This is a genomic window from Lacinutrix sp. (genome assembly GCF_023299985.1).
Lineage (GTDB): Bacteria > Bacteroidota > Bacteroidia > Flavobacteriales > Flavobacteriaceae > Lacinutrix.
This window is the reverse complement of the sequence record NZ_JALZVX010000079.1, coordinates 1-3370: the sequence shown is the minus strand read 5'-3', so window position 1 is coordinate 3370 and position 3370 is coordinate 1. Positions and strand designations below refer to the sequence as shown.

Below are 3370 nucleotides of genomic sequence, written 5' to 3'. Positions count from 1 at the left end.
AATTTTTATAGTTTTATTAATTCATACCGTGTGTTAGAAGTCCAAAATCGTATTAAAAATTTAAAGTATAAGGATTCTAAAATAATGGCAATTGCATTCGATTCTGGTTTTAATAGTAAAACATCGTTTAACAGAGCTTTTAAAAATCATACTGGTATTACGCCTTCTGAGTATCGACAAAATGTTAAAAAATTAAAAGTATCAGAAAACAAAGAATAAAAGAGTTCCACTTGCTTATATGGTACTTCGAATTCAATTATTAAAGTTATTTTCGCAATTAGTTTAATAATTAATTTTAACTAATATGATTAGAGATAAATTTGTTTTATCTGTTTCAAGATTACTTTTTTACTTTTCAATAAATATTAAAGCATTATGTGTTTTACTATTCTTATCGATGTTTTCTTCTAGTTTAGCACAGACTACAGTTATTCCTGATACTAATTTTGAACAAGAATTAATAAACCAAGGCATAGATACTAATGGATTAAATGGCGATATTTTAAATATTGATGCGCAAGCAGTAACAATTTTAAATCTCGGGAATAATGGTATTGTAGATATAACAGGAATAAATGCTTTTACAAATGTTACGGATTTTGATACAGGAACTAATCACATTATTGACATAGATTTAACGGGATTAACACAACTTATTAATTTTAGAATTGATGACAACGAAGCATTATTAAATTTAGACTTAACACAAAATATACTACTTGAAAATCTTTATATAGAAACTAGTTCAAATGCAACACTTTCTGCACCTATTACAACTCTAGATTTATCTCAAAATGTTAATTTAATTTCTATTGAATTTAGATGGCTTAAAAACCTTACAGACTTTATTTTACCAATAACTAATACATTAACAAATGTAAATATTAGAAGCCTTGCTGACCCAACATTAGATTTTTCTCTATTAGATGGCTTAGAAAATTTACAGATTATAGGTAGTGAAGTAAATACAGTAATAACATTACCTAACGAACACGGTAATTTGAAATATTTAAATTTCACTAGTATAGATATCCCAATAATAGATATTTCAAACTATTCTAATTTAGAAAGTCTTTATTTTTGGGGAACTTATGTAGAGAATTTATTATTACCCAATTCAATTACCTTAGATAATATTTTTATTATTTTACATGATATTCAAAACCCACTGGATTTCTCTACATTACCCAATCTTGAAAATTTAAGTATAACTATTAATTCCTCAGTACCATTGGTAGTAGATGTCACTCAAAATTTAGTATTAGATAGATTAGATTTGAATGACAATGATATGAATTCTATAAACGTTACTCAAAACCCAATTCTTAAAAACTTAAATTTAAACAACAATAATTTATTAACTTTAGATGTCACTCAAAACCCTTTATTGGACACATTAAATGCGCATACTAATCAAATAGCACCAACTGTAGATTTATCACAAAATATTGAATTAGAAACTTTAAATTTAGGAGGTAATCAAATTACTAATTTAAATGTTACAAATAATATAAGTTTACGTTGGGTAACTTTAAACTATAACCTGTTTACAGGAACAGGTCTTGACTTAACTCAGAATATAGGCCTTACTAATTTGAATATATCAAATAATCAAGTAGAGTCTTTAGATATTTCTCAGAACATTAATTTATCTTCTTTCGATTTATCTTTCAATATCTTTCCTGGTAACGATATTCTCAATCAGTTTTCTACTATTATTTCTAATAGTGGAAGCTTAAGAGGTAGCTTTATAGCCAATAATAATTTATTATCTGGCACAGTTCCAGATTTTTATGTATTGTATAATCCTACATTACAAACAAGACGATTTCGATTAAATATTAAAGAAAATAGATTTGAATATGGTGATTTTGAAAATCAACATTTAGGTCTTGTAGATTTAACAACAACTCAATCTATTGGACCATCTCCAGATGTTGTTATTCAAGTTTATGAATATGCACCACAAGCTAAAGTAGATATTGTTGATACCATTAATGCAACTGCTGGAGATAGTGTTACTCTAACTACAGTTTGTTCAGGTGCACAAAACCATTACACTTGGTTTAAAGATGGTGTTGCTATTCCTGGAGCTCCAGATGCTCCTACATATGTTTTAACATCTGTTAATAGTTGTGATGCAGCAGTATATCATTCTGAAATAACTAGCGATTTGGTGCCTTTTGAAAATGCAGATCCAGCAGGAACTGATGGAAAAAATTTATTATTAATAAGAAACGATATTACGTTAAACATCACGTCTCCTCCTGAGAATTGCGCTATGTTAACAGCACCAGTTGCTGGAGCAACAAATGTTGCCTTAAATGCAACTTTAGAATGGTCAGACAATTTAGGAGCTTGTGGTTATTTTATTAGTATTGGGACAACAGCCGGAGGAACAGATATTTTAAATAATGTAGATGTTGGTGATGTTACTAATTATAATTTAGGAACTAATTTTCCGCCAAGCACCCAAGTTTATGTTACTATAACACCATATTTTTATAGTGGTAATACTTTAAGTTGTCCTGAAGTTAGTTTTACAACTGGCACGATAGAAAGTCCAACGACTTGTACTAACCTACTTTTACCATTAGATGGAGCTGTAAATATAGCTTTGACAACAAATATAGAGTGGGAGTCTAGTGATTTCGCAACAGGTTATGTAGTTACAATGGGAACTACTGTTGGTGGAACAGACATAGCTAATGCTATAGATGTAGGAAACATAACAGTATATAATCCATCAATTAATTTACCAGAGTCCACTTTAATATACGTAACTATAGCACCTTATAATGGTTTAGGAAATATAACAGGATGCTTTGAAGAAACATTTACCACAGAAGCTTTTGTAACTATACCAGATTGCACATTTATTGATAATCCGGATAATGGTATAATAAATGTTCCTGTAACAACAGATATTAATTGGGATAACATAGCTATTGCAGACGGTTATACATTAACAGTTGGAACCACGTCAGGAGGAAATGATATTTTAGATAATTTTGATGTTGGAAATGTGTTTTCTTACAATTTGCCAAACGATTTACCTGAAAGCACAGAAATTTTTGTTACTGTAATTCCATACAATTCATCAGGCGCAGCAACAGGTTGTGTAGAAGAAAGTTTTACTACAGAGACAATTACAGTTCCGTTATGTACCAATTTAATAACACCTTTAAATGGAGCAGTAGATGTCTCTGTAATTTCAGATTTATCGTGGACTGTAATCAGTAATGCAACTGGTTATATTTTAACAGTTGGGACTACTTCAGGAGGAACAGATATTGTAAACAATCAAGACGTAGGAAATATAACGACCTTCAACTTTCCTACCAATTTACCAGACGAAACTCAAATTTTT

General features: G+C 29.6%; 1 protein-coding gene and 1 pseudogene. Both read left to right on the top strand.

Annotated elements, in window-relative coordinates; all coding sequences use genetic code 11:
- On the top strand, positions 1 to 219 hold a 219-nt coding region (locus tag Q0C58_RS04010; protein WP_290697851.1), incomplete at its 5' end, for a helix-turn-helix domain-containing protein.
- 85 nt (positions 220 to 304) lie between these two features.
- Positions 305 to 3370 (top strand): annotated as a pseudogene (locus Q0C58_RS04005) (hypothetical protein); the annotation flags it as partial.